24 protein-coding genes and 1 tRNA gene (1 of these 25 only partly in view) are annotated in these 24,139 nt (G+C 71.5%); 7 read left to right on the top strand and 18 right to left on the bottom strand.

The window, feature by feature from the left end; all coding sequences use genetic code 11:
* The 3 genes from C3K08_RS12105 to C3K08_RS12095 form a co-directional block, all read left to right on the top strand.
* Positions 1-1,437 carry the 3' portion of an S-layer homology domain-containing protein gene (locus C3K08_RS12105; protein WP_104991528.1) on the top strand. 1,227 nt of this gene lie to the left of the window's left edge, so the window shows 1,437 of its 2,664 coding nt (coding positions 1,228-2,664); the start codon falls outside the window, past its left edge; the stop codon is at positions 1,435-1,437.
* A 68-nt stretch (positions 1,438-1,505) separates the two neighbouring features.
* On the top strand, positions 1,506-2,459 hold the full coding sequence (locus C3K08_RS12100) for a manganese-dependent inorganic pyrophosphatase (protein ID WP_104991527.1): 954 nt from the start codon (positions 1,506-1,508) through the stop codon (positions 2,457-2,459).
* A gap of 32 nt (positions 2,460-2,491) precedes the next feature.
* Positions 2,492-3,736 carry a folylpolyglutamate synthase/dihydrofolate synthase family protein gene (locus tag C3K08_RS12095; RefSeq protein ID WP_104991526.1) on the top strand — a complete coding sequence of 415 codons (1,245 nt, stop codon included), beginning with the start codon at positions 2,492-2,494 and terminating at the stop codon, positions 3,734-3,736.
* Between the two features lie 66 nt (positions 3,737-3,802).
* Here the strand turns inward: C3K08_RS12095 and C3K08_RS12090 are convergent, their stop codons facing one another.
* On the bottom strand, positions 3,803-4,054 hold the full coding sequence (locus C3K08_RS12090) for a hypothetical protein (protein WP_104991525.1): 252 nt from the start codon (positions 4,052-4,054) through the stop codon (positions 3,803-3,805).
* 263 nt (positions 4,055-4,317) lie between these two features.
* Between C3K08_RS12090 and C3K08_RS12085 the strand changes: the two genes are divergently transcribed.
* Positions 4,318-4,707 (top strand): helix-turn-helix domain-containing protein, encoded by a 390-nt coding sequence (locus tag C3K08_RS12085; protein WP_104991524.1) that lies wholly within the window; start codon positions 4,318-4,320, stop codon positions 4,705-4,707.
* 64 nt (positions 4,708-4,771) lie between these two features.
* Here C3K08_RS12085 and C3K08_RS18530 read toward each other — a convergent pair whose 3' ends face one another.
* The 12 genes from C3K08_RS18530 to C3K08_RS12025 form a co-directional block, all read right to left on the bottom strand.
* The gene (locus tag C3K08_RS18530) at positions 4,772-5,104 is read right to left on the bottom strand and encodes a hypothetical protein (RefSeq protein WP_234009073.1); all 333 of its coding nucleotides are present in this window, start codon (positions 5,102-5,104) and stop codon (positions 4,772-4,774) included.
* A gap of 101 nt (positions 5,105-5,205) precedes the next feature.
* A complete protein-coding gene (locus C3K08_RS12080) occupies positions 5,206-6,291 on the bottom strand; it encodes a hypothetical protein (protein ID WP_234009072.1) in 1,086 nt (361 codons plus the stop codon).
* Between the two features lie 9 nt (positions 6,292-6,300).
* Entirely contained in the window at positions 6,301-6,759 is a 459-nt protein-coding gene (gene moaC, locus C3K08_RS12075; protein ID WP_104992061.1) for a cyclic pyranopterin monophosphate synthase MoaC, read from the bottom strand.
* A 47-nt stretch (positions 6,760-6,806) separates the two neighbouring features.
* Complete coding sequence (locus tag C3K08_RS12070) at positions 6,807-7,415, bottom strand: DUF177 domain-containing protein (protein ID WP_104991523.1); 609 nt, start codon at positions 7,413-7,415, stop codon at positions 6,807-6,809.
* A gap of 90 nt (positions 7,416-7,505) precedes the next feature.
* Positions 7,506-8,564, bottom strand: coding sequence for a glucose-1-phosphate thymidylyltransferase (locus C3K08_RS12065; protein ID WP_104991522.1), 1,059 nt, complete (start codon positions 8,562-8,564; stop codon positions 7,506-7,508).
* Between the two features lie 121 nt (positions 8,565-8,685).
* A tRNA-Glu gene (locus C3K08_RS12060) sits at positions 8,686-8,760 on the bottom strand.
* Positions 8,761-8,901: 141 nt separating this feature from the next.
* Positions 8,902-10,308: a dihydrolipoyl dehydrogenase gene (lpdA, locus tag C3K08_RS12055; RefSeq protein WP_104991521.1), complete on the bottom strand. Its 1,407-nt coding sequence runs from the start codon at positions 10,306-10,308 to the stop codon at positions 8,902-8,904.
* A gap of 116 nt (positions 10,309-10,424) precedes the next feature.
* Positions 10,425-11,372 (bottom strand): pseudouridine-5'-phosphate glycosidase, encoded by a 948-nt coding sequence (locus tag C3K08_RS12050; protein ID WP_104991520.1) that lies wholly within the window; start codon positions 11,370-11,372, stop codon positions 10,425-10,427.
* 32 nt (positions 11,373-11,404) lie between these two features.
* Positions 11,405-12,529 carry a carbohydrate kinase gene (locus tag C3K08_RS12045; RefSeq protein WP_104991519.1) on the bottom strand — a complete coding sequence of 375 codons (1,125 nt, stop codon included), beginning with the start codon at positions 12,527-12,529 and terminating at the stop codon, positions 11,405-11,407.
* 31 nt (positions 12,530-12,560) lie between these two features.
* Positions 12,561-13,400, bottom strand: coding sequence for a CoA ester lyase (locus tag C3K08_RS12040; protein ID WP_104991518.1), 840 nt, complete (start codon positions 13,398-13,400; stop codon positions 12,561-12,563).
* A gap of 95 nt (positions 13,401-13,495) precedes the next feature.
* A complete protein-coding gene (locus tag C3K08_RS18305; protein ID WP_199776929.1) occupies positions 13,496-14,602 on the bottom strand; it encodes a carbonic anhydrase in 1,107 nt (368 codons plus the stop codon).
* A gap of 36 nt (positions 14,603-14,638) precedes the next feature.
* Entirely contained in the window at positions 14,639-15,508 is an 870-nt protein-coding gene (locus C3K08_RS12025) for an RIO1 family regulatory kinase/ATPase (RefSeq protein WP_104991517.1), read from the bottom strand.
* Positions 15,509-16,065: 557 nt separating this feature from the next.
* Between C3K08_RS12025 and C3K08_RS12020 the strand changes: the two genes are divergently transcribed.
* Positions 16,066-17,874 carry a RecQ family ATP-dependent DNA helicase gene (locus C3K08_RS12020; RefSeq protein WP_234009071.1) on the top strand — a complete coding sequence of 603 codons (1,809 nt, stop codon included), beginning with the start codon at positions 16,066-16,068 and terminating at the stop codon, positions 17,872-17,874.
* Between the two features lie 3 nt (positions 17,875-17,877).
* On the opposite strand, the gene C3K08_RS12015 is transcribed toward C3K08_RS12020, so the two are convergent.
* The 3 genes from C3K08_RS12015 to C3K08_RS12005 all read right to left on the bottom strand — a co-directional run bounded on the left by C3K08_RS12015 (position 17,878) and on the right by C3K08_RS12005 (position 19,605).
* Positions 17,878-18,183 (bottom strand): hypothetical protein, encoded by a 306-nt coding sequence (locus C3K08_RS12015; RefSeq protein WP_104991516.1) that lies wholly within the window; start codon positions 18,181-18,183, stop codon positions 17,878-17,880.
* The gene (locus C3K08_RS12010; RefSeq protein WP_104991515.1) at positions 18,183-19,292 is read right to left on the bottom strand and encodes a M20 family metallopeptidase; all 1,110 of its coding nucleotides are present in this window, start codon (positions 19,290-19,292) and stop codon (positions 18,183-18,185) included. Before C3K08_RS12010 ends, C3K08_RS12015 begins: the two co-directional genes overlap by 1 nt.
* Positions 19,293-19,389: 97 nt before the next feature.
* Complete coding sequence (locus C3K08_RS12005; RefSeq protein WP_104991514.1) at positions 19,390-19,605, bottom strand: hypothetical protein; 216 nt, start codon at positions 19,603-19,605, stop codon at positions 19,390-19,392.
* A gap of 199 nt (positions 19,606-19,804) precedes the next feature.
* Here C3K08_RS12005 and C3K08_RS12000 point away from each other — a divergent pair, with 199 nt between their 5' ends.
* Complete coding sequence (locus tag C3K08_RS12000; protein WP_104991513.1) at positions 19,805-21,778, top strand: S9 family peptidase; 1,974 nt, start codon at positions 19,805-19,807, stop codon at positions 21,776-21,778.
* Positions 21,779-21,856: 78 nt separating this feature from the next.
* Here the strand turns inward: C3K08_RS12000 and C3K08_RS11995 are convergent, their stop codons facing one another.
* Together C3K08_RS11995 and C3K08_RS11990 are read right to left on the bottom strand one after the other, a co-directional pair.
* Entirely contained in the window at positions 21,857-22,747 is an 891-nt protein-coding gene (locus C3K08_RS11995; RefSeq protein ID WP_234009070.1) for a hypothetical protein, read from the bottom strand.
* Positions 22,748-22,863: 116 nt separating this feature from the next.
* Complete coding sequence (locus C3K08_RS11990; protein ID WP_104991512.1) at positions 22,864-23,067, bottom strand: hypothetical protein; 204 nt, start codon at positions 23,065-23,067, stop codon at positions 22,864-22,866.
* A 114-nt stretch (positions 23,068-23,181) separates the two neighbouring features.
* Here C3K08_RS11990 and C3K08_RS11985 point away from each other — a divergent pair, with 114 nt between their 5' ends.
* The gene (locus tag C3K08_RS11985) at positions 23,182-24,138 is read left to right on the top strand and encodes an ABC transporter substrate-binding protein (protein WP_104991511.1); all 957 of its coding nucleotides are present in this window, start codon (positions 23,182-23,184) and stop codon (positions 24,136-24,138) included.
* Position 24,139 lies beyond the last annotated feature (1 nt).

Here is a 24,139-nt window from a genome sequence, read left to right as displayed (position 1 = left end):
ACTACGCTTCCTTTCCGTCCCACCATCACGGTCGTGACCGGCAACACCGCCAGCCCGGCTGTGACAGGTGCGAACGGAGCGACTGCTCCCGTTCCCGTTCCTGCCGTGAACTACTACGGCGTCCGTGCTTCCGTGAAGCCGACCACCGACAGCACCGTGGGCGTCTCGTACGCTCAGGGCAGCCGGACAGCTTTTGGAATCGATTACAGTGCCCGTGTGGGTGTGGTCAACCTGAAGGGTGAAGGCGTCATCAGCGCTCCCAATACCCTGGAGAACAGCTTCCTGGCTGGCAATGCTGGCGGTTACTTCCAGAACGGCGACAAGGCGTTCTATACGGAGGCGCGGGCCGATCTGGGGATCGTCAAGTTCGGTGCGAACTTCCGCACAATCGATCCAGCCTTCGCCATTGACACCAGCTACCCCATTAATGCCGGGGTCAACGCGGGCATGATGGTCAGCGACTCCATGCCTTACGATCCTAACCAGACTGGCTTCGGTGCAGCGCTGGGCACGAACGTTGGTCCCGTGGCGCTGGGTGCCTACGGCGACACCTACACCGAGTACGACGGGACTGACCGCGTCACCGGCTTCGGTGTGAAGGCGGGGGCCAAGCTGGGCGCGCTGGAACTGGTCGGCTTCTACAACAACCTCACGGTGAATGGTGTGGCGGACAACGGCCGTGACGTCGACTACGCTACCGCTGGCAATGCGGGCATGGGCATTGCAGGAGTTCCGTTCGCAATGACAAGCACCGTCGGCGCTGAACTCAGCCACGACGGTTCGGCCCAGAATGCTCTGGTTCGCAACCTGAACTTCACAGTGGGCAACGCGTACTACACCGCCGATCCCATCAACGAGTTCTATGCCTACGCGGACTACTCGGCCACTGTGGCAGGCATTACCCTGCAGCCGCTGGTGCGCTACAACCTCGTCAGCGACCGCAACATCGTGGACGATGTCGACGACACCGAAAACACTATCAAGTACGGCATCAAGCTGAGCACGGCAACCCTGACGGGCCTGCCCCTCCAGCCCAGTCTGTACGCGAACGTGGTCAACCGAATCACCAACGGTGGGACGGACTTCGGAGTGAACGATGCCTCGACCACCGAACTCTTTGGTCAGGTTGGCGTGGCATTCAACCAGCTGCTGTCGCCCAACACCTCGGCCCGCATCGGCTACTCGTACTACCAAGGCTTCAACGTGGCCCAGGCAGATATCGGCAACCGTTTCGCCTCGGCGGACGCGTTCAGCGCTGCGTCCAACCGTATCTACAACGACCGTGGTGCACAGAGTGGCAAGGTTGATGGTCTGTACGCACAGGTGGGCTTCAGCGGCCTGAATGCCAACTACGGCATCTTCCGCTACACCAACCTGCTGACGAACAACGAGTCGGTCGCCCAGGGCTTCCGCGTCAGCTACAACTTCAACTTCTAAACCTGCTCACGCAGGACAGGGGACCCTTCGGGGTCCTTTTTTGTTGTGGGGGCCTCTAGAATTGCGGCATGTTGCCTGTGTTTGGACATACCAACCCCGATACGGACGCCATCGCTTCCGCCCTCGTCTATGCCCGGCTGCTGACCCGGCAGGGCACCGAGGCGCGGGCGTACCGCTTGGGGGACTTGAATTTCGAGACGCCCTATGTATTGCGGGAGGCGGGCGTGGACGCCCCCGAGCTGTTGCCGGACCTCCCGGCGGGGACGGCGGTGGCTCTCGTCGACCATAACGAGAGCGCCCAGTCGGTTGCCAACCTGGGTGAGCTGACAGTCACGCGGGTGGTGGACCATCACAAGCTGGGAGACCTGACAACCGCGCAGCCCGCCTACCTGCGCTTTGAACCGGTGGGCTGCACGGCGACCATCCTGCTGGCGCTGCACCGCGAGGCGGGACTGACCGTCGAGCCGGTCGACGCGCGGCTGATGCTCAGCGCCATCCTCAGCGACACGCTGCACTTCCGCAGCCCCACGACCACGGGGCGCGACCGGGAGGCCGTGGAGTTCCTGGCACCGATCGCGGGAATCGCGGACGTGGAAGCCTACGCCCTGGCGATGTTCGCGGCCAAGAGCGACCTGGGTGATACGCCTGCCGACACCCTGCTGCGGATGGATTACAAGGTCTTTCCGTTCGGGGACCCGGCCCAGCCCCAGAGCCTGCAGACCTGGGGCCTCGGGGTGATCGAGACCACCAACCCCGGCTACGTGCTGGGCCGCCAGGCCGAGCTGCTGGAGGCGATGGATCAGGCGCGGGCGGAGGATGGGCTCAACGGCGTGCTGCTTTCGGTGGTGGACATCCTGCGCGAACACAACACCACGCTGGTGCTCTCGGCCACCGAGGAAAAGGTACTGCGGGAGGTCTTCGGCACCCAGACGCGGGAAGGCCGTGCCGATCTGGGGAGCCGCATCAGCCGCAAGAAGCAGATCGTGCCTGCCCTGGAGGCCTACTTCACCCCGCAGGGCTGAGCTGTCCCGCCCCGCCGCCCTATGCTGCGGGCATGACGGATCTGGACTGGCTGTTCGCCCGGCAGCGTTCTGGGGTTCATCCTGGCCTGGACCGGGTGCGGGCGCTGCTGACCCGGCTGGGCGAGCCTCAGCGGACCTTTCGGAGCGTGCTGGTCGGGGGGACCAACGGCAAGGGCAGCACGGCGGCGACCCTCGCCGCGATGCTGACGGCCTCGGGAAGCCGCGCGGGACTGTTCACCAGTCCGCACCTCACCCGGTTCGCGGAGCGATTCGTGGTGGATGGGCGGGAGTGTCCTGCCGAGCAGGTCGAGGCTGCCCTGCGCCGGGTGCGCCCCCACGCCGAGGCGGTGGACGCTTCGTTTTTCGAGGTCGTGACGGCCCTGGGCGGCCTGCTGTTCGCGGAAGCCGGGGTGGAGGTTGCCGTGATGGAGGTGGGGCTGGGGGGGCGGCTGGACGCCACGAATGCCCTGGACCCGGACCTCAGCGTGATCACGACGGTGGCGCTCGACCACACCGAGATTCTGGGAGCGACCCTGGACGCCATTGCGGGGGAGAAGGCGGGCATTCTGCGGGCCGGGCGCCCGGCCGTCACCGGGGTGGACCCGGCGCTGTGGCCCCGGCTGGAGGCCCAGGGGGCGGACCTCTGGGCGCTGGGACGCGAGGTCCGGCTGGAGGCCCAGTCCCGGGGCTGGGACGGGTGGGACCTGCGGGCCGACCTGCCCGGCGTCTCCCTCGACTTTCAGACGCCGCTGCTGGGCGAACACGGTGCCCAGAACGCGGCGCTCGCGGCGGCGGCAGCCTGGCGGCTGGGGGTGGGTGAGTCCGCCCTTCGGGCTGGGGCCGCCGGAGTGGTCTGGCCCGGACGGCTGGAGGCGCTGCCGTGGCGGGGTGGGCGGGTCCTCCTTGACGGGGCACACAACCCGGCGGGGGCACAGGCCCTCGCGGCGGCGTTGCGTGGCCTGGGGGCCGGACCGCTGCCACTGGTCTTCGGGGCAGCGTCCGGCAAGGACGTGGCCGGGGTGGCTTCGGCGCTGCGGGAGGTCGCCTCGGAGGTGATCCTCACCCGTGCCCACCTCAGCCCACGGGCGCTCTCCCCGGAGGAACTGGTGCCCCACTTTGCGGGCCTGCCCACGCGACTGGCAGACTCGCCCCGGCAGGCCCTTGCCCTGCTGCCGGAAGGGGAGACGGCAGTCGTGTGCGGCAGCCTGTATCTCGTCGGGGAGGTGCGGCCCCTGCTGCTGGGTGAGGCGCCCGAGGACCGGGAGCGCTGGCAGTAGGTCCGCGCCACAGCGAGCGCCCCTGGGCCGAACGGCCGGGGGCGGATAAAGCTCTGGGGGTGGGGTTCAGACCGCGTGTCTGCGTTCGGCCTGGGTCACGAGGTAGGCGCGGGTGGCGTTCAGCCAGGCCTGGGCCAGCGGACTCTGGGGATGCTGGCGGTCTTGCAGGGCACGCAGCCCGACGCTGAGGTGCCGCTCGATCTGCCGGATGGCCCCCAGCCCCCCCTCGTTCTCGGCTTCGATCAGGGTATTCAGCACGGTGGTGGGGTGGGCGTGACCGCTGCGAAGGCTCGCCGCGATGATGTCGAATGCGCGCATGAGGCCCTCCTGGGGCGGAACCGGCGGCCGGGACGGGGCGGGAATGAGGGCGGAGCAGTGGCCCTGATGCTAGCAGGCCGCCTCGGCAGAGGCAAGAAGAGCGTGCCTTTATTCTGTATTGACCGTACCGGGGGGTGGTGTTACACTCCGAGCGGGAACGTCCAGTTCTGCCCACAGGCAACTCGCCTGCCAAGAGGGTGGGGCGTCCCAGGCGACCGCCGCCCGAACCGGGAGGTGCGCCGCCGCAGCCAAGGAGGTGAATGATGAAACTGCATGAACGGCTCCGCGAACTGCGCAGCGAACGCGGGCTGCGGCTCAAGGACGTCGCCGAGAGCGCGGGAATCAGCGTGCCCTACCTCAGCGACCTCGAGCGGGGCCGCACCAATCCCAGCCTGGAAACCCTCCAGACGCTGGCGGGCGCCTACACCATCACGGTCCACGACCTGCTCGAAGGCGTCGAGTTCTACGGCGACTCTACCGAGGGAGCGCTGCCCAAGGGCCTGGCCGATCTGGTGGCTGACCCCACCCTGGGGGCACAGCTCACGCCCGACTGGATCCGGACCCTGTCGCGCATTGAGTTGCGCGGCAAGCGGCCCCGCGACAAGGGCGACTGGTACGAGATCTACCTGCATCTCAAGCGAATCCTGGGCTAAAGGCCCGGTGGGTCAATGCGGGGCCGGAAGCGTGATGCTTCCCGGCCCCTTCTTGGCGTGAGCGTCAGGCGGCCAGGCTGCGTCCGGCGTCCGCGCCGCCCCGCGTGAGCAGCAGGGTTCCGGCGCCCCAGGCCCCGCCGACCAGGGCCACCACCAGGGCCAGCGGGGGCACGGCGAGGCAAAGCGCGACCATGCCCAGGCCCAGCAGACTCCCCACGGCGTCGGGCCGGGGAAGCTGCAGGCGGCAGGCCACCACGCGCCCCGCGTCGTAGGCGCTGACGCTGAGGCCCGTGGCGATGAGCAAGAAGGCCGCTGCGCTGGCAAACAGCCCCGGCACCAGCAGCCCGCTCAGCGCCAGCGCGAGGGCCGGGCCGATCAGGGTGGCGAGGGCCAGCACGCCCAGGGCCAGGGTCCGCAGCGGGGCGTGCCGCTGCCGCCGGGCCAGCAGGGGCGCGGCGCCCGTGACGAACAGCAGGCCCAGAGCACCCGCCGTCAGCGTCAGAAATATGGGACCCCAGGCCGCGCCGCCCAGCCAGCCCAGCAGCGGCCGGAAGGCCGAGGCGGTCGCCAGCCCCAGGCCGGTCGGGGCGGGGTCTGCTGCGCCGTCGCGTCGCCCGGTGCCCGGCCCAGCAGGGCGTGAACCTGACCCCGGACCTCGGCCCCGGGCGCGCGCTGCACGTCCCCGAAGAGGGTCACGACCTCGCCGCCCACCCGTGCGCCGGGCAGCAGCCGCACGTCGCCCCCCACCACGATCACGTTGCCCGCGACCGGCCCCCCCACGGTCCGGGTCTGCCCCAGGGTGACGCCGCTGTGCTGCGCGGCCTGATAGAGCGGCGGCAGGGTCAGCGCCGCCGACAGCATGAAGCCGCCCACGCCCAGCCGCTGCACCGCCGGGGTGGGTTTCCAGACGACCAGGGCGCTGACCAGCAGCAGCAGCCCCAGCCCCAGCCCGACCAGCGGCGAGAGACCCGCAACGAGGGCCTGAAGCACCTCGGCGCCCGCCGCGAGGCCCGGCCACGCCTCGGTGAGGCCCAGCAGCGTCAGGCCCACCAGCAGGCCCCCGACCAGCAGGGTGGGAGCGGGGTTGTGGGGCCGGGGGAGGGACGGGGCAGGCACCGACCCCCGCGCGTCCGCGCCGATGCGGGCGGTCACGGCGGCGGCCAGCGAGCCGGGCAGGGAAGGGGCGCCGGGGGGAGAGTGCAGCGCCGCGCTCCAGGCGACCTCGCTCGCCACGGCGGGAGCCACCGACCTCGCAGGGGGCGGAAGGGTGTCCAGGCAGGCCGCGAGCCTCACCTCCCGCGCGACCTCGGCGGCAACCGGATGGGGCAATCGGGGCGGCGCGGCGGCCGTCAGGTGGGCGCTCCAGGCGATCTCCGAGGCGACCTCGGGGGCCAGGGACCGGGCAGGCCGGGGCGGCTCCAGGGTCCGCAGCAGGTGCTCGGCGCGGGTCAGGTCCGCCCGCAGGCGCCCGAACCCGGCGTCATGCGACAGGGCGGCGAGCTGCGCCCGCTCGGCCCCGGTGAGTTCACCGTCGGCCTCGCGGCGCAGCAGCCTCAGCCATTCGCTGCGCTCTGCCGTCCCCATACGCTTCTGTTACGTGCGCGGCGCCGCTTCGGTTCCCGCCCCTGGGGCGCGGTAGTCGCCGCTCTTGCCCCCGGTCTTGTGGAGCAGCCGCACCCCCTCGATGGTCAGGGCCTTGCTGCTCGCCTTGAGCATGTCGTAGACGTTCAGGGCCGCCACCGTCACGGCGGTCAGGGCCTCCATCTCCACGCCGGTCGGGGCGGTGGTGCGGACCGTCGCCACGACGCGCACGCCCTCCGGCTCCAGGGTGACCGTCACCTCCGCCCCGGTCACGGGGATGGGGTGGCACAGCAGCACGAGGTCGGCGGTGCGCTTGCTGCCCGCCAGCCCGGCGAGCCGCGCCACCGTGAGGGGATCGCCCTTGGGGGTGCGGCCCGCCTCGAGCGCCGCGCGGGCCTCGGGCGGGAGGCGCACCCAGCCCTCGGCGGTCGCGCTGCGGGCGGTGGCGACCTTGGCGCTCACGTCCACCATGCGCGGCTCGCCGTCCCGGAAGTGGGTGAGGCTGGGGGCCTCCTGGGTCACTCTTCGCCTTCCGGCAGCTTCAGGTCGCGCAGCCCAGCGAAGGGGTTTTGCTTGGCGTGCACGGTGCCTTCCGGGATGCCCAGCAGGTCGTCAATCTCTTCGACCGGCACGCGGGCGCTGTGTTCGCACGGCCCTTCGTTGAGGTCGTGGCCGCACACCTGACACAGCCCCAGGCAGTCGGGCGCGTGCAGCACGCTCAGCGGGGCCGCCAGCAGCGCCGTCTCCGCGAGGTAAGCGCTGAGGTCGAGTTCAGGATCCCCGAAGACGAGCACGTCCTCGCCGCTCTCGGCTTCTTCCAGGCGGGCGGTGGTCACGGCCGGGTCGTAGCGCATCAGGGTGCCCAGCCGCAGTTCCAGCGGCACGGGCACGTCACGCAGGCAGCGGGCGCACTCCATGACCAGGGTGGGCGAGAACTCGCCCTGCAGGTACAGCTCGTTGCCTCCCAGCGGGTTGACGTCGACCTCGTAGGCGGCGGGTTCGGCAAAGGTCAGGCGCTGCTCCTCGCCGCCCTGCTCGTAGGTGAGGTGATCGAAGGTGCCCTCGGCGTGCGCGTCGGTGTCGCGCCGCAGGGCGGTTCCCAGGTGGATGCGGGGCGTGTCGGTCATCCGCCCATCATAGGGCGGCCCCCGCCCCGGCGACCGCGCTGTGGGCACGGTCCGGAGGCGGGGGCCGGGCAAAGAGGCCGGGGCCTCGGTTCAGGCCAGTTCGACGATGCTGGCGTCCGACAGGGTCAGCTTGTGGGTGCTGGGCACCGTGCGACCGCCGCGCACCTGCGCCCGCACCCCGATCAGGCAGTCCTGAAGCCGGGTATTGACGTTCTCGATGCGGGCTTCGGCGTCCACCACGCTGTGCTCGACCTCGGCCCGCTGAATCACGCTGCCCGGCCCCACGCTGGTGAAGGGGCCGATGTACGCGTCCTCCACGACCACGCCCTCGCCCAGCAGCACCGGCCCCACGATCTTGCTGCGGACCACCCGCGCGGAGGCGGGCACGATGACCCGGCCCGTGAGGCGCGACTCCTCGACCTCGCCCTGCACGTCGGCGGTGATCTGCTCGAGCAGCAGGCGGTTGGCGTCCAGCAGGTCGGCGGGACGGCCGGTGTCCTTCCACCAGCCCTCCACCCGCTGGCCCAGCACCCGCTCGCCGCGCTCGATCAGCCCCTGAATGGCGTCGGTGATCTCGTACTCCCCACGCGCCGAGGGGGGCATCCCGTCGAGCACCCCGAACACCTGCGGCGTAAAGCAGTACAGCCCCGCCACCGCCATGTTGCTGGGCGGGTTCTTGGGTTTCTCGACCAGCCGGGTGATGCGGTCGCCGTCGAGTTCGGCCACCCCGAAGGCGGTGGGGTCGGCCACCTCCACGAGGGCGATCACGGCCGCCGGACGCTCGGCCTCGAAGCGCTCGATAAAGGGCCGCACCCCGTGTTCGAAGAGGTTGTCGCCCAGGTAGACGCAAAAATTGTCCCCCCCCACCCACTCACGGGCCGTCAGGACGGCGTGCCCCAGCCCGAGCTGCTCGTGCTGGTCGATCAGGGTGACGTGGGCGCCGGGGGCCTGCTCCAGCGTCTGCTCGATCTCGGTGCGGGTGGCGTCCGAGACGATGATGCCGACCTCGGAGATGCCAGCGGCCAGCAGGGTCCGCAGCGCGTGCACGATGATGGGTGCCCCCGCCACAGGCAGCACCGGCTTGGGGCGGGTGTAGGTGAGGGGACGCAGGCGGGTGCCCAGGCCAGCGGCGGGGATAATCGCTTTCATTGCCCGCATCATTCCACGCGCCCCAGCCGCGCGACTTGAGGAAAGGTGCAGGAATGCCCGCCCAGCGGGGCCACAGCCGACCAAACAAAAACCCCCACCGGGAGGCGGGAGCTTCTGGTCGTGGTGACCCCAACGGGATTCGAACCCGTATCGCTACCTTGAAAGGGTAGTGTCCTAACCGTTAGACGATGGGGCCACACCACTTCAGTTTGCTTTGGCGCAGGGCCTCCGCTGACTGCCTTTCAAGGGGCGCCGTTTCCGGCACGCACGGAAGAATACCGGTCAGCCGCACATTCGTCAACAGGGGACGTGGCCTGGGACCGCGCCCCCAGGTGCCTCACATGTGCAGGGCGCGTTTGTCGGCGGCCAGTGCGGCCTCCTTGACCACTTCGGAGAGGGTGGGGTGGGCGTGCACGGTGCGGGCGAGGTCCTCGGCGCTGCCGCCGAATTCCATGATGGCGACCGTCTCCCCGATCAGCTCGGAGACGTTGGGGCCGACCATGTGGACGCCCAGAATCTTGTCGGTGTCGGCGTCGGCCACGACCTTCACGAAGCCGCGCGGGTCACCGTGCCCCAGCGCCCGGCCGTTGGCGCTGAAGGGGAACTGCCCGGCCTTGACGCGGTGGCCCTTCTCCTTGGCCTGCTTCTCGGTCAGGCCCGCCCAGGCGATCTCGGGCGAGGTGTAGATCACCCAGGGAATCACGTCGTAGTTGACGTGCCCGGCCTGCCCGGCGAGCATCTCGGCGAGGGCCACGCCCTCCTCCTCCGCCTTGTGGGCCAGCATCGCGCCGCCGATCACGTCCCCGACGGCGTACACGCCAGGCAGGTTGGTGCGGTAGTGGCCGTCCACCTTCACGAAGCCGCGCTCGTCGAGTTCCAGCCCCACTGCCTCGGCTCCCAGGCCCGCCGTGTGGGGCACGCGGCCGATGGACACGATCAGCTTGTCGAAGCGGGCGGTGACCTCCTGCTCCTTTTCGGTGTAGGTGACGGTCACGCCGGAGTCATCCTGCTCCACCGCGCTGATGTTCACGCCGAAGTGGAACTCCAGGCCCTGCTTCTGGAACTGCTTGAGGGCCTCGCGGCTCACGGCCTCGTCGGCGGCCATCAGGAAGCCGGGGAGGGCCTCCAGGATGGTCACCTGCGCCCCCAGGCGGCGCCACACGCTGCCGAGTTCCACGCCGATCACGCCCGCGCCGATGATGCCGAGCTTGCCGGGTACCTGCTCAAAGGCGAGCGCCCCGCTGTTTTCCACCACGTGCCCGCCAAAAGGGGCCAGCGGCAGTTCGCGGGGGCTGCTGCCCGTCGCCACGATGACGTGCCGGGCGACGACCTCAGTCCCGGCGGCGTCCACGACCCAGCCTCCCTCGTCCTGGCGGACCAGTCGGCCCAGGCCGTGGAAGGAGGTCACCTTGTTCTTCTTGAAGAGGTAGGCGATGCCCCCCGTCAGCTTGTCCACGACGCCTTCCTTGCGGCCCAGCATCACCTGGAGGTCCACGCGGGCGCCGTCCACCTGGATGCCGTGTTCGGCGGCGTCGTGCTGAATCATCTCGAAGCGTTCGCTGGAGTCCAGCATCGCCTTGCTGGGAATGCAGCCCACGTTGAGGCAGGTGCCGCCCAGGGAAGCCTTGCCGCCGCGCTCGAAGGCGTCCACGCAGGCCACCCGGAAGCCGAGCTGCGCGGCCCGGATCGCCGCCACGTACCCGGCGGGGCCACCGCCAATCACCAACACGTCATATGCGTCCATACCGCCTCCGAGCGTACCACCCCCCTCCGGGGCGGATTGCGGCGCGTTCCCGAGAGGGGGACAGCAAGGGAGGCCGTGCCGGGAAGGGTCCGGGCGCGGCCTGAGAGGTGAAGGGATTACCCCTGCAACGCCGCGTAGGCCGAGGCCACCCGCGCGGCCACCGCTGCGTTGTGCCGCACCAGCGCGATGTTGGCCGCGAGGCTGCGGCCCCCGGTGATCTCCACAATGCGGCCCAGCAGGTAGGGCGTGGTCTCCTTGCCCGTCAGGCCCAGCGCGGCCATGTCCGCGAGTGCCTGCTCGATATGCGGGGTGATCTCCCCGGCGGGAATCTCCGCGTCTTCGGGAATCGGGTTGGCGAGCATCACGCCGCCCGTCAGGCCCAGGGACCACTTGGCGTGCAGGACGCGGGCGGCCTCGGCTTCCGAGGCGACGGTGAGCGGGGAGGCGAAGCCGCTCTGGCGCGAGTAGAAGGCGGGGAACTCCTCGCTGCCCAGCGTGATCGCGGGCACGCCCTGGGTCTCGAGGACTTCCAGCGTCAGACCGATGTCGAGGATGCTCTTGACCCCGGCGCTCACCACGCACACGTCAGTGCGGGCGAGTTCGGTGAGGTCCGCGCTGATGTCCATCGTCTCGCCCGCCCCCCGGTGAACGCCGCCCGTGCCCCCGGTGGCGAAGACGCGGATGCCCGCCAGCGAAGCGATGCGCATGGTGGACGCCACCGTGGTCGCCCCGTGCCGCCCGAGCGCCACCGTGACGGGGAGGTCGCGGGTGCTGATCTTCTGCACGTTCTTGTCGGTCGCCAGCAGTTCCAACTCGTCCGGCGTCAGGCCCACCTTGAGTCGCCCGCCCAGCACGGCGACCGTGGCGGGAATGGCTCCGTGCTCGCGCACGACGGCCTCCACGCCCCGCGCCATCTCGACGTTCTGGGGGTAGGGCATCCCGTGGCTGATGATGGTGCTTTCCAGGGCGACGACGGGCTGGCCGCCCGCGAGCGCGTCGGCGACCTCGGGGTGAAGGTCGGTCAGGGCAGCGACTTCGGGGCGGAGGGGGGCAGAGGTGGGCATGGGGACTCCTTGGGGGGTGAGGGGCGGGGGCTTTAGGGCTGCGGGCGCCCGAGGCGCGAGCGCACGGCGGCGGTCGTGAGGGTGGGGGAGACAGTGTGCGGACTCTCGACGGTGAGGGCGGCGGCGGCGTGGCCGTGCCGAGCGGCCTCTTCCGGGTTGGCCCCGCCCAGCAGCGCGGCGAGGGAGGCGGCGAGCATCGCGTCCCCCGCCCCCGTCACGTCGGCCACGTCGGCAGACAGGGCGGGGAGTTCGGTCACGCCTTCCGGGGTGGACAGCAAGCTGCCCCGCTCGCCCCGGCGCACCCACACGGTGGCGATGCCACGGGCGTGCAGTTCGTTCGCCGCGTCCCGGAGCGCCTCCACTGTGTCCGGAACCGCCCGCCCCACCAGTGCCCCGAGTTCCCCGACATTCGGGGTGACGGTGTGGGGCGTGAGGCCCGACGCCAGTGCCGGAAGCAGCCGCGCGGCCTTGGGTTCGCTGACCGGCTCGAAGACGACGGGCACGCCCGCCTCGGTGCACAGGGAGAGCAGGTGGCTCAGCGTCTCGGGACTCAGGTTGCCGTCCGCGACGACCCAGGCGGCGCCGCGCAGCACCCCCCGGCGCTCCTGCAACGCGGCGGGGGTCAGCGCGTCCATGCTCCCCATCGCGGCGACGGCGATCAGCAGTTCGCCCCGGTCGTCCAGCACGGCCGTGTAGGTGCCGGTCGGGCTGTCCAGGCGCAGCACCGAGCGCACGTCCACGCCCGCCGCTTCGGTCTCGCGCAGCAGCAGGTCGCCGTGGGGGTCGCGGCCCACCGCCGTGATCAGGCGGGTGTCCACGCCCAGCCGCGCGAGGTTCTCCGCGATGTTGCGGGCCACGCCGCCGGGGGCCTGGGTCCCCGTGCCAGGGTTGCTGGTGCCGGGCACGGCGGGCGCGAGCGTCCGGGCCTTGATGTCCATGTTCGCCCCGCCCACCACCACCACGTAGGGGGCCACGTCCGGGGCCACCACGTACCCGCGCCCCAGCAGCGCCCCCTTGCGGATCAGGTTGCTGACATGCACGTTCACCGCCCCGCGCGAGGTGCCCAGCCGCCGGGCCAGTTCCTCCGGCGTGCTCAGCGGGGCCTCGCGGATCAGGGTCAGCAGGTCGCGTTCGCGGTCGGTCAGGGACGAGGGCATGGCTTAATCAGGATAAACCCCTTGCATATAATTAAGCAAGAGGCTGGTCGGTCCTCGTCGCCTCCCAGAGAGCGAGTGTCTCCTGGGCCTCGTCCACATGCATCTGCTCGACCAAGGCACCCTGGTAGGTCGCCACGCTGCGCCCCTCGTTCCTGGCCTGGGTCCATGCCGCGATCAGGCCCCGTGCCGCTGCCACCTCCACCTCAGACACCCCGAAGGTCCGGTTGGCGATCTCGACCTGACCGGGGTGAATGACGGTCTTGCCGGAAAAGCCCAGGGTGCGGCCCTGCTCGCACTCGCGCCCGAAACCCTGGGGGTCGCGCACGTCGTTGTAGACGGCGTCCAGCGGCACCTTGCCGTGGGCACGGGCGGCGAGGACCACCGCCGAGAGGGCGTGCAGGAGCGGCGTCCTGGAAGGATCGGGCCGGGTCCGCAGCGCCCGCGCGAGGTCGTTCGCCCCCACGATCAGGCCCGCCACGCCGGGAGCGGCGGCGATCTCGGCGGCGTGCAGCACCCCTCGCGGCGTCTCGATCATGGCCCAGAGGGGCACGCGCAGGTGCAGGTCACGCACGGTGGCCGCGTCTTCCACCTTGGGTAGTACCAGCCCGTCCGCCCCAGCCCGCAGCGCCAGCTCGCGGTCGGCATATTCCCAGGGGGTGCCCAGGCCGTTGACCCGCACGAGCACGGGCACCTGCCACGGCGTCCGCAGCGCGGCGGCCACATTCTCGCGGGCGGCGTCCTTGTGCTCGGGCGCGACGGCGTCTTCCAGGTCGAGGATCACGGCGTCGGCGCCCAGGGTGCGGGCCTTTTCGATGGCGCGGGGCTTGTCGCCCGGCACGTACAGCACCGAGCGCAGCGGCCTAACGCTCACGCGGCGCCTCCTCCCGGCGGGACCGCGCCGCGCTCGACGCGAGCAGGAAGGGCAGCAGGGCCAGCAGGAAGCGCAGGGGGCGTGTCATGTCCCGATTATGGTTCTCCTCCGTCGCCCAGTCCCCAGATACTCGCCGGGGCCAGCTCCAACACGTTTCCGGCGGGGTCCCGAAAGTAGAGGCTCTCGCCCCGCGTGCCCCAGGCATACCGGGTGACCTCCAGGCCGCAGGCCGTCAGGTGGGCGTGCCAGGCCTCGGTGGCCTCCCGCGCAATCCGCAGGCAGGCGTGCCCGCCCTCGGCGCCCGCGTGGGCAGGGACCTGCCCCGGTTGGGCGCTGGCGCCGGGGTTGAAGACCAGCAGCATCCCGCCCGACAGCCGGTAGAAGAGGTGGCGGCCCGGCGCCTTGCCGTACAGGCTCAGGCCCAGCACGCCCGAGTAAAAGGCCTCGGCCGCGTCGAGGTCGTGGGCGTACAGGCACGTCTCCAGCGGGCCGGGGGTGCCGAGGACGGTGGGCTGGGGGGGCAGGGGAGAGGCCAGAGGGGCGGCCTCGTCCCCAAAAAAGACCACCTCTCCAGTCTCGAGGTCGTAGCGCCCGCCCACCACCCGCAGGGTGCCCACCTCCAGCCGGGGCCGCAGCACCTCGCTCGCGCGGATGGCTGCGGCCGACAGCTCCACGTGCGCCCGCAGGGTGGCCTCGGGCAGGTCGCCGCCGCGCCCACGGGCGAGCGTCACGGCGGGCGAGATCGCCCGGATCAGGGCGCCCAGATGGCCGGGCGCGGCCTGCCCCGAAGCCTCGGCCTCCAGGGTGGCCCCCACCGCGCCGCAGTGGCTGTGGCCCAGCACGACCACGAGGTCCACGCCCAGGTTCAGCGCGGCGAACTCCACGCTGCCCAGCGCCGTGTCGCCCACGACGTGCCCGGCGGTCCGCACCACGAAGAGGTCACCCAGCCCGCAGTCGAACAGCAGTTCGGGCGCCTCGCGCGAGTCGGCGCAGGCCACCACCACGGCAAAGGGGTGCTGCCCCTGCGCGGCCACCCCCTCCCGGCGCCGCACGCTCCCGTGGGGCCGCAGCGGACGGCTCTCCCGGAAGCGCCGGTTGCCCGCCTGCAACCGCTCGAGCGCTTCGTGCGCGTCGCGCGGCGCCGGGTACTTCGGCCCCCGCAGCGGCCGCCTGACGCCCCACCCTCCCCGCTTGCCCGGCATGATGGGGCCAGCTTAGCGGGTGGGGGCGGGCCGCGCTCAGGGCAGCAGCACGCGCGGCGCCGGGCCGGGTCCCAGGGCGCGGCGCTGCACCTCGCGCAGGGTGGCTTCGCCGCTTTCCTGCACGCCGTGGCGCCGGAAGGAGGTGGCGAGGCTCTGGGCGTCGCGGGCGAGCAGGTCGCGGAAATTGGGGTTGGTGCGGGTGGTCAATTGCGGAAAGTCGATGATCGTCACGGTGTTCTCCCACCACAGGAGGTTGTAGGTGCTGTAGTCGCCGTGGGCATACCCCAGCCGCAGCATGTGCGCCATGCCGGAAACGGCCTGGTCCCAGGCGCTGCGGGCTTCTTCGGGCGTCAGGGAGGCCTCGCTCAGGCGGGGGGCGGGCTGGTCTTCTTCCCCGATCAGGCGCATCAGGACGGCGGGGGCGGTCGCGCTGTAGTCAAAGGGCGAGGGGCCGACCAGCGGTTCGGGCACGCTCAGCCCCGCCTCCCAGAGGTGCCACAGGTGGGCGTACTCGGCGCAGACCCAGCCCTGATGCAGCATCTCCAGGCCCTTGCGGCTGCGGCCTGCCATCGCTTTGGCCGCCCGCGCGTCGGGGATATACACCCCGGCGCGGTAGACCTCGTCGCGCTGGAAGGAGCGGGCCTGAAGGTCGCGGTAGAGCTTGAGCAGCAGCGTGCCGCGCGGCCCACGGGCGACGTAGGCGGTGGCTTCCTTGCCGCTCTTGAGTTCGGCAAGCACTTCGGTGACGTGGCCCAGGGCCTTGAGCCGGGCGATCACGTCGTCTTCGGGGGTGTCTTCCCCCTCGGCGGTCAGGGCGGCGATGCGGCGGCGGCCCTGGGGGGCACGGCGCTGACGGCGGAATCTCTCCTCGCCGGGGGCGTCGTCGCCGTAGAAGCGGCCCTTCATGGGCGCCTCGGAGGATCAGGGGGTGGGGTAAACCAGGGTCCAGAGGGAAGATGCAGCAAAGCGGCTCCTGTCGAATTGGGCGGGGGCGGCGGGGAAAGTCCCCTGGGTCGCGGTCCGGCGGACAATCGGGTTGTCGGTCATATGCAGCACCTCCTCTCGGTGATGCGCCCACCGTAGCAGGCAAATCCCGCCTCTGCCACAGTTGGTGCGGGCGCTAGGCCATCAGGCGTAGGGGAAGACCCCTCACCTTGCTGCTGCGCAGCGCCCCTCTCTCGGGGAGACGGGTCAACTGGTCCTCTTCCGAAGACTTGGGGGACAGCCGAGTGAACCGGGCTTGATCGCCTCTCCAAGGCTCCGGAGTTGGACGCAGATGGGTATCCCTCACCCCCGCCGTAGCCCCCCGCACGATTTCCCTAAACCGGCCTTGGGGTCGTCAACATCGGCCCCGCCCGCCCGCTGACGAGACTGGGGCTCCATTTGCTCCGTGGGTCACGGGAGCGGCCCCGGACCCCGGTCTGGCGGCCTCTCCCTGTGGCCCCGAAAGGACCGCTCACCGCATGCCCCAACGAATCCGGGTTCGCCTGCCTGACCCCACTCCCGAGCCTGTGGCGGCCGAAATCGCCGTGCTCCCCGAGCCGGAGCCGCCTGCCCTGCCCCCCCGTGACGCCCGCCCGGTCGCGGCCGTCGAGGTGGCCGGGCCGCCCCCCGCCCCCCCTGCCCGCCGGGGCCGCCCGTCCAAGGATATGCAGCGGGCCGAGCGGCTCGCCCGCGAGGTCTTCGGCTACGACCACCTGCACCCCGCCCAGCAGGAGGCGATCCAGAGCGTCCTCAAGGGCCACGACACCCTGGCGATCATGCCCACGGGAAGCGGCAAGTCGGCCATCTACCAGATCGCCGCGCTCTCGCTGCCCGGCCCCACGGTGGTCGTCTCGCCCCTGATCGCCCTGCAACGCGATCAGGTGGAAGCGCTGGAGGAAGCCGCCCCCGGCCAGGCCGCCCTGATCAACTCGGCGGTGCGCCCCGCCGACCGGGAAGCCGCTTGGGAGGCGCTGGAGGAGGGCGACCTCGAATTCATCTTCCTGGCCCCCGAGCAGCTTGCCAGCGAGGAGACGCTGGAGCGGCTGCGCTCGGCCGAGCCGTCCCTCTTCGTGGTGGACGAGGCGCACTGCGTCTCGGAGTGGGGGCACGCCTTCCGGCCCGAGTACCTACGGCTGGGCGCAGTGGTCGAGGCCCTGGGGCACCCCACCGTGCTCGCGCTGACCGCCACCGCCTCACCCCCGGTGCGCTCGGAGATCGTGGAGCGGTTGGCGATGCGGGAGGCGCGGGTGCTGGTGCGCGGCTTCGATCGGCCCAATATCCGCCTCTCGGTGCAGCGCTTCGGCGACGCGGGCACCAAACGCGCGGCGCTCGTGGACGAGGTCGTGGGCACCCAGGGGCCCGGCATCGTGTACGCCGCCACCCGCAAGGCAGCCGAGGCCCTCGCCGCCGACCTCGTGGCGCGGGGGGTCCGGGCGGCCGCCTACCACGCCGGGATGGGCACCGCTGCCCGTGAGGGCGTGCAGGGCGACTTCATGGCCGACGCGCTGGAGGTGATCGTGGCGACCACGGCCTTCGGCATGGGCATCGACAAGCCGAACGTGCGCTTCGTGCACCACCTCGACATCTCCGGGTCCGTTGACGCCTACTACCAGGAGATCGGACGGGCCGGGCGCGACGGCGGGGCGGCACAGGCGACCCTCTTCTACACGCCGGGCGACCTCAACCTGCGCCGCTTCTTCGCGGGAAGTGCGCTGATCGACGCCGATCAGGTGGAACAGGTGCTGCGGGCCGCCCAGGACGCCGATGGTCCGGTCGACCCCGGCGACCTGCGCGAGGAGACGGGCCTGTCCCCCAGCCGACTGCTCAGCGCCGTGAGCCGCCTGGAGGAGGTCGGGGCGCTGGAGGTGCTGCCGGGCGGGGAGGTCGCGGCCGTGGAGGGCAGCGTGTCCCCCGAGGCGGCGGCCCAGGCCGCGCTCGCGCAGGAGCATCGCCGCACCTACGAACGCTCGCGGCTGGAGATGATGCGGGCCTACGCCGAGACGGAAGGCTGCCGCCGCGAGTTCCTGCTGAACTACTTCGGGGAAGGCTACCCGGCCCCCTGCGGCACCTGCGACCGTTGCGAGGCGGGCGAGACGGCCCCCGCCCCCGACCCCGAGACGCTGCCCTTCGCTCTCGGTACCCGCGTCGCGCACCCCACCTTCGGCGAGGGCCTCGTCATGCGCTACGAGGGCGAAAAGGTGACTGTGCTGTTTGACCAGCAGGGCTACCAGACGCTCTCGCTGGGTTTTGTGCTGGACCACGCCCTCTTGCAGGCGGTGCCCGCCTAGCGGTCAGTCCTCCCAATCGGCGACCGGGATGAAGTCCAGCCCCTCGGCCTCCGTCCCCGTCACCCGGTAGCGGGCGTCAAAGCGCACCACGAGTTCGCCCCGGTCGAAGTGCTGCGGGCTGATGACCGGCTTGCGAAAGAGGTAGCCGCCCCCGTCGTCCGCGCCGATGTGGGCGGCCTTGGTAAAGCGGAACTCGACCACCTCGCCGTGCCCGCGCGTGCGTACCCGCACCCGGAAGGTGCCGGGGTCGTCCTGCCGGACGAGGGGATGGTCCCCTCCAGCGGAACTGCGCCTGAGCCAGCCGAACATCACAGCCCCTGCATCAGCCGGGTCAGCAGCTGGACGTGATCCGGCCAGCGGTCAAGGCGCACGTGTTCATGGGCGGCGTGTGCCCCGTCGCCGGGAGCGCCCAGCCCGTCCAACGTGGGGCACAGCGGCGCGGTGAAGTTGCCGTCGCTGCCGCCGCCCACGACCTCGCCCGTGACCTCGAAGCCCAGTTCGCGGGCGACCGCCTGCGCCTGCTCGAAGAGGCGCTCGGTACCGGGGCCGCGCTCGAAGGGCGGGCGGTTGAGGCCCCCGGTGACGGTTAGCGCCACGCGGGGGTCCTGCGGCTCCAGCCCCTCAATCCCTGCCGTCACCCGTTCGGCCTCGGCTAGCGTCGCCACCCGCACGTCGATGTCCAGCGTGCAGGTCGCCGGAATCACGTTCACGGCCCCGCCCCCGGCGATGCGCCCCACGCTCACGGTGGTGCCTACCTCCGGGCGGGCGAGCCCCTGCACCGCGAGAACGGCGCGGGCGGCTTCGGTGATCGCGCTCGCGCCCTCCTCCGGCTTGTTGCCCGCGTGCGAGGCGACCCCCTGAAAGTGCAGGTGGAAGTCGCCCACGCCCTTGCGGCCGACCTTGAGCGCGTGGGTGTCGGCCACGGGGGGTTCCACGACCAGGACCGCGCGGCTTTCCCGGGCAGCGGCCTCGATGTGTTCCCGGCTGCTGGCGCTGCCGATCTCCTCGTCAGGGGTCAGCAGCAGCACCACGCCGCCGCGCGGCCACCCGTTCCGAAGGGTTCGCAGGGCGTGGAAGGCGCCCACCAGCCCCGCCTTCATGTCGTAGGTGCCGGGACCATACACCCGGTCGCCCTCCACCCGCCAGGGCATCGTCGCCAGGGTGCCGTGGGGCCACACCGTGTCCGCGTGCGCGAGGATCAGCAGGGGCCGCGCCGCCCCCGTCACCCCGAAGGCGAAGCGCCGGGTCCCGCCGGAGAGGTGCTCGACCGTGGCCCCCAGGTCCAGCGCCCAGGCTTCCGCCACGTCCATCACGCGGGCGATGGCGGCGGGGTCGGTCGAGGGCGACTCGATCTCGGTGAGGACCCGCAGGTCGTCCAGCAGGGCGGCGAGGTCCGGAGCAGGGGGCAGGGACACCATGCGGTCATGGTATAGCGGGGCCTCGGCCTGCCGCCGGACAACACGCCGCGCCCCCACCGGGCGTCGGGGCGGGGGCGCGCGAGAGGGGAGGCGCAGCTCAGGTCAGCAGCGCGACCTGCTGCGGATCGGCCCGCAGGACAGCGCGGCCCTTGAGGTACAGGTCGTTGAGCGCCTGCGGCCCGAAGATGCGGGCCAGCCGGGTGCTCGTGAGTTCAACCGTGGTGGTGACCGCCTGGGCCGATCGGCCGGAGCGCAGGCGCACCCGCACGACGTTGAGGGTGCCGGGGACCCAGGTACATGACAGTTCCTGCATGGGGGCCTCCTGAGGGGTGAAGACGGAAGGCGTCCGCCGGAAAGCGGAGCAGCAATCTTCCGGGCGATCCGGTGCCTTCAGCGTAGCTGGGCCGCCTGAGGGCTGCGGCCGGAGGTGATCGAACCGGCCTTGAGCCTGACCTCATGAGGCGGCCCCGCGCGGGCTGGCCGGGCACGGCGCCGCTGTGCTTGACTGCGGCATGTCACACCCCGGCCCCCTGACTCCTGGCCCCGAGAGCCTGCTCGCCCTCCAGTTCCCCTCCGACCCTCAGGTCAGCCCAGACGGGGGCCGGGTCGCCTACGTCCTTACGCGGGTGGAGGAGGACGACCCGCGCGGGGCCGACCCCGCCAGACCCGACCAGGACTTTCCCAAGCCGCGATACCGCTCGGCGGTATGGCTCGCGGGCAGCGGCGAGGAAGCCCGGCCCCTCACGCGGGGCGAGGGCCGCGACACCTCGCCCCGTTGGTCGCCGGATGGAACCTCGCTCGCCTTCGTGCGCGAGGGGAGCGGCGAGAAGGGCCAGCTTTTCCTGCTGCCGCTGGAGGGCGGTGAGGCGCGGCGGGTCACCCGGTTCAAGAACCCCGTGCAAGACGTGCAGTGGAGCCCGGACGGCCGTTTCCTCTCCTTCCTGACCACCGCCGACGATGAGGACAAGCGGGACGAGCACGGAGAGGCCCGCGTGATCACCCGCCCGCGCTACCGCTTCAACGGCCGCGACTGGCTGCCCGAGCGCCCCGCCCGGCTGTGGCGCTACGACGTGGCCGCCGAGCGGCTGGAGGAGTGGCACGCGCCGGAGGTCGAGGTCACGGGCTACGCCTGGCTCCCTGACAGCTCGGGCGCGTTGCTGATCTCCTCGGCGAGCGAGATGGACGCGGCCCAGTGGCGGCAGGAGGTCTATCGTCTTGCACACAGCGGCGAGCGCGAACAGGTGACCCGCTGGAACTCCGCGATTCAGGCGGTCGTGCCGCATCCGGACGGCGACCGCTTCATCCTGGTGGGCCGCCCCGAGGGCAAGGGCAGCCCGGAAGACGCCCACCTCTTCCTCGCACAGCCGGGCGGCGAGTGGCGGCGGCTGGACGAGGGCTGGGATTTTCCGGTTGGCAACATCGTGGGCGGGGACATGCACGTGGGGGCCTTTCCCGCACTTCCCACGTGGGTGGACGCGGACACCCTGCTCGTCAGCAGCACGGTGGGCGGCTCGTGCGGCCTGTTCCGGGTGGGGCTGGACGGGACGGTGACACCGCAGGACCACGACCCGGAAGGGGTCATCCCCGCCTTCACCGCGCGGGGAGGCGGTGTGGCCCTGATCCGCGAGCGGGCCGACCGTTTCCCGGAGGTGGAGCTGAACGGCCAGCCCGTCACCGACCTGAACGCGTCGCTCCCCTTCGCGCCCCGCACCCCGCAGCGCGTGACCTTCACCACCGAGGAAGGGCAGGAGGGCGAGGGCTGGGTGCTGCTCCCGGACGGCGAGGAGCGGGTGCCCGCCGTCCTGACCATTCACGGGGGACCGCACACGGCCTATGGGCACGCCTTTACCCACGAGTTTCAACTGATGGCGGCGCGGGGCTACGCGGTGTGCTACAGCAACCCGCGCGGCAGCGTGGGCTACGGGCAGGCGTGGGCGTCGGCGATCCACGGGCGCTGGGGCACGGTGGACATGGCCGACCTGCTGGCCTTTTTCGACTGCTGCCTGGAGGCCCACCCCCGGCTGGACGGCGAGCGCAGCGCCGTGATGGGCGGCAGCTACGGCGGCTACATGACGAACTGGATCACCGGGCACACCGATCGGTTTGCGGCGGCCATCACCGACCGTTCGATCTGCAACCTGCTCTCCTTCGGCGGCACCTCCGACATCGGCCTGCGCTTCTGGGACGACGAACTCGGGCTGAACTTCCACCGCTCGGCGGATGCCCTGCAACTGTGGGAGATGAGCCCGCTGAAGTACGTTGAGGCGGTGAAGACGCCCACCCTGATCGTCCACTCGGTCCTCGACCACCGCTGCCCGGTCGAGCAGGCCGAGCAGTGGTATGCCGCCCTGCACCTGCACGGGGTGCCCACCCGCTTCGTGCGTTTTCCCGGCGAGGACCATGAACTCTCGCGCTCGGGCCGCCCAGACCGCCGCCTGAAACGGCTGGAGGAGTACCTGGGCTGGCTGGACCGCTGGCTGGCGTAAGCCTGCCCCCACGAAGGAGAAGGGCCGGGAGTAAAATCCCGGCCCTCTCTGCATTCAGGCGTTCGCCCTCAGCGTGGCTTACTCGTCGTCGCGGCGCTTGTTGCCCCAGCCCCGGTCGGCGCGGGGACGCGGGCGGAAGGTCTGGTCGCCCTCGTCGCGGGGACGGAAGCCGCCGCCCTGCCCGCCACGGTCGCCGCCACCCTGGAAGCCGCCGCGGTCCTCGCGGGGTCGGAAGCCGCCACGGTCGCCGCCGCCCTGGTAGCCACCGCGGTCTTCACGGGGGCGGAAGCCGCCACCCTGACCGCCACGGTCGCCACCGCCCTGGAAGCCGCCACGGTCCTCGCGGGGCCGGAAGCCGCCACGGTCGCCGCCGCCCTGGTAGCCACCCCGGTCTTCACGGGGACGGAAGCCGCCACCCTGCCCGCCACGGTCGCCACCACCCTGGAAGCCGCCACGGTCCTCGCGGGGCCGGAAGCCCCGGTCGCCGCCGCCCTGGTAGCCACCGCGGTCTTCACGGGGCCGGAAGCCGCCGCCCTGACCGCCACGGTCGCCACCCTGGAAGCCGCCACGGTCCTCGCGGGGCCGGAAGCCCCCACGGTCGCCGCCCTGAGCGCCCTGGCTCTCGCGCAGTTCGCGCATCTCGCGGCGCAGGCCACGAATCTCCTTGCTCTGGGCCTCGAGCATCTCCTTCATCTCGGCGAGCATCTCGATCAGGTCGTCAGCGTCGATGTACTCGTCGGCGTCCTCGTCGTCCGCACCGCCGAGGCTGGCGGCCAGCACGCCTTCCTGCTCGGCTTCCTGGGCGTCGAGCACGGGGTCCTCGTCGGGTTCGCCCGCGAGTTCGGGGAGGATGCCGCGCAGTTCCTCGGGGGTCTGGTCGTCGGTGTACTGCTCGGAGGTGGGCGTCTGGGCCGTGCCCTCGGTCGTCGCCGCGTCGTCCGTGAGGTGCGGTCTGGTGTCGTCGGTCATGGGGGTCCTTTCCCTGGGGCTCACGCGGGGGCCGGATGTCGGCCGCCTCCGCCGTCCCGCAGGCGTACCCCCGAGTCTAGCACCCAGGCGGGGGAGGCCCCCCCGTGCCCCTGCCCTCAGCGCCGGAAGAGCGCCCGCAGCACCGGAAAGGCGATCAGGTACGCGATGACCCCCGCCACGATGCCGAGCAGCAGGGCCAGCAGCGGGTTCAGGCCCGATCCCAGCCACAGGCCGATCCACAGGAAAGTTCCCAGGCTGCTCGCCCCCATGATCGAGAAGCGCCGCGCCGTGTCCTCGGGCCGCCAGGCGTTGAAGTCCATACCCCGAGAGTGGCACACCTGGCCCGGCAGCGGTGTCCCGCCCGGCACCGCGTGCGGGGTCACGGTGGGGCCGAGGTCACCGTGAGATCAGGGGGGGTGCCTATACTCGCCCCCATGAAGCGTGCCCTCCTCCTGCTCTCCCTGCTCGCGGCTTCTGCGGCGCACGCGCAGGGCAGCCCCCGCACCGTCACCATCGGCCTGGGGTACATCCCCAACGTGCAGTTCACGCCCTTCTACGTGGCCGACAAGCTCGGGTACTACCGCGCCGAGGGCGTGAACGTGAAGTTCCAGCACGGCTACGTCTCGGAGCTGATGCCGCTGCTCCTTCAGGGCAAGCTCGACTTCGTGGTGGGGGACCCGGAGGACGCCGTCTTCGCCCGCAACCAGGGCGCCCCGGTGCGGTACGTCATGGCGATGTACCAGAAGTCGCCCGTGACGGTGTTCAGCACGAAGCCGCTGAACCGCGCCGCCGACCTGAAGGGCAAGACGCTGGGCATTCCCGGCACTTTTGGCAGCAGCTACGCCGCCACCCGCGCCCTGCTCGACGCGGCGGGGCTGCGCGAGGGCCGCGACGTGCGGCTGGCGAGCATCGGCTTCACGCAGCTCGAGGCGGTGCGGGCCGGGCGGGTGGACGCCGCCGTGGGCTACCTCAACAACGAGGTGGTGGGGCTGCGGCAGGCCGGGGAGCGGGTCTACACCCTGGACCTCAGCGCGGCCTACCCGATGGTGGGGGTCGGATTGATCACCCTCGACAAGACGCTGGGCGGCGACCTCGCCCGCCGGGTCGTGCGGGCCTCGCAGCGCGGGCTGAAGTTCACGGTGGGCGACCCCGCGCGGGCCTTCCGGCTGGCGCAGCCCGTCTTCGGGTCGGGGGGCGGCAGCCTGGAGGTGCTGCGGGCCAGCGTCCCGCTGATGCAAAGCAGCTATACCCGCGCCAACGGCCTGGGCGCGAGTGACCCCGCCGCCTGGACGAAGGCGGTCGCCGCGCTGGTGGGGCAGGGCAGCCTTCCCGCCGGGACGAAGGCGAGTACCTTCTACACCAACAGCCTGATCAGCAAGACGCTGCGGTGAC

The sequence above is a fragment of the Deinococcus sp. NW-56 genome (genome assembly GCF_002953415.1).
Classification (GTDB): Bacteria; Deinococcota; Deinococci; order Deinococcales; family Deinococcaceae; genus Deinococcus.
This window is presented reverse-complemented; position numbering and strand designations above follow the sequence as displayed.

Excerpts from the sequence above, each read along its gene's own strand:
- C3K08_RS11985 (WP_104991511.1), top strand. The coding sequence starts at position 23,182 with ATGAAGCGTGCCCTCCTCCTGCTCTCCCTGCTCGCGGCTTCTGCGGCG.
- C3K08_RS11990 (WP_104991512.1), bottom strand. The coding sequence starts at position 23,067 with ATGGACTTCAACGCCTGGCGGCCCGAGGACACGGCGCGGCGCTTCTCG.
- C3K08_RS12085 (WP_104991524.1), top strand. The coding sequence starts at position 4,318 with ATGAAACTGCATGAACGGCTCCGCGAACTGCGCAGCGAACGCGGGCTG.
- C3K08_RS11995 (WP_234009070.1), bottom strand. The coding sequence starts at position 22,747 with ATGACCGACGACACCAGACCGCACCTCACGGACGACGCGGCGACGACC.
- C3K08_RS12070 (WP_104991523.1), bottom strand. The coding sequence starts at position 7,415 with ATGACCGACACGCCCCGCATCCACCTGGGAACCGCCCTGCGGCGCGAC.
- C3K08_RS18305 (WP_199776929.1), bottom strand. The coding sequence starts at position 14,602 with ATGCCGGGCAAGCGGGGAGGGTGGGGCGTCAGGCGGCCGCTGCGGGGG.
- C3K08_RS12045 (WP_104991519.1), bottom strand. The coding sequence starts at position 12,529 with ATGCCCTCGTCCCTGACCGACCGCGAACGCGACCTGCTGACCCTGATC.
- C3K08_RS12025 (WP_104991517.1), bottom strand. The coding sequence starts at position 15,508 with ATGAAGGGCCGCTTCTACGGCGACGACGCCCCCGGCGAGGAGAGATTC.
- C3K08_RS12015 (WP_104991516.1), bottom strand. The coding sequence starts at position 18,183 with ATGTTCGGCTGGCTCAGGCGCAGTTCCGCTGGAGGGGACCATCCCCTC.
- C3K08_RS12100 (WP_104991527.1), top strand. The coding sequence starts at position 1,506 with ATGTTGCCTGTGTTTGGACATACCAACCCCGATACGGACGCCATCGCT.
- C3K08_RS12050 (WP_104991520.1), bottom strand. The coding sequence starts at position 11,372 with ATGCCCACCTCTGCCCCCCTCCGCCCCGAAGTCGCTGCCCTGACCGAC.
- moaC (WP_104992061.1), bottom strand. The coding sequence starts at position 6,759 with ATGGTGGACGTGAGCGCCAAGGTCGCCACCGCCCGCAGCGCGACCGCC.
- C3K08_RS12010 (WP_104991515.1), bottom strand. The coding sequence starts at position 19,292 with ATGGTGTCCCTGCCCCCTGCTCCGGACCTCGCCGCCCTGCTGGACGAC.
- C3K08_RS12090 (WP_104991525.1), bottom strand. The coding sequence starts at position 4,054 with ATGCGCGCATTCGACATCATCGCGGCGAGCCTTCGCAGCGGTCACGCC.
- C3K08_RS12005 (WP_104991514.1), bottom strand. The coding sequence starts at position 19,605 with ATGCAGGAACTGTCATGTACCTGGGTCCCCGGCACCCTCAACGTCGTG.
- C3K08_RS12020 (WP_234009071.1), top strand. The coding sequence starts at position 16,066 with ATGCCCCAACGAATCCGGGTTCGCCTGCCTGACCCCACTCCCGAGCCT.
- C3K08_RS12095 (WP_104991526.1), top strand. The coding sequence starts at position 2,492 with ATGACGGATCTGGACTGGCTGTTCGCCCGGCAGCGTTCTGGGGTTCAT.
- C3K08_RS12080 (WP_234009072.1), bottom strand. The coding sequence starts at position 6,291 with ATGGGGACGGCAGAGCGCAGCGAATGGCTGAGGCTGCTGCGCCGCGAG.
- C3K08_RS12000 (WP_104991513.1), top strand. The coding sequence starts at position 19,805 with ATGTCACACCCCGGCCCCCTGACTCCTGGCCCCGAGAGCCTGCTCGCC.
- C3K08_RS12065 (WP_104991522.1), bottom strand. The coding sequence starts at position 8,564 with ATGAAAGCGATTATCCCCGCCGCTGGCCTGGGCACCCGCCTGCGTCCC.
- lpdA (WP_104991521.1), bottom strand. The coding sequence starts at position 10,308 with ATGGACGCATATGACGTGTTGGTGATTGGCGGTGGCCCCGCCGGGTAC.